The sequence below is a fragment of the Bacillus sp. AFS001701 genome (genome assembly GCF_002559405.1).
In the GTDB taxonomy this organism is placed as follows: domain Bacteria; phylum Bacillota; class Bacilli; order Bacillales; family Bacillaceae_G; genus Gottfriedia.
On record NZ_NTZO01000354.1, the window covers coordinates 1 to 318 of the forward strand.

The window sequence follows — 318 nt, forward strand, 5'->3', positions numbered from 1 at the left end:
TAACGCATGCGTTAGTTGTATTAAATTATATTAGTAATTGTTACTTACTTTTTTATGAGTACTCATATTGTCATAATAGCTAACCAAATAAAAAATAAGCCAAATAATATAGTTATCACCTTTACAACATGCCATGGTAGGAATCCGATAATTATATAAACCAATTCAACTAAAATGCTACTTCCTTCTCTACCTTTTTTGTTTCCTTTTTTAATTACTTCATGTTTAGATTTATTAAACAGAATGCCTAATATTGTAACAAAACCTCCAATTAAAAACGGTATATATGCACCTGTATCAATAATATTTTTAATCAAA

1 protein-coding gene is annotated in these 318 nt (G+C 25.8%); it reads right to left on the reverse strand.

Annotation, left to right across the window (positions count from 1 at the left end):
* Positions 1-62: 62 nt before the first annotated feature.
* Positions 63-318, reverse strand: a 256-nt coding sequence (locus tag CN514_RS25855) for a hypothetical protein (RefSeq protein ID WP_176525984.1), incomplete at its 5' end; no start/stop codon positions are given.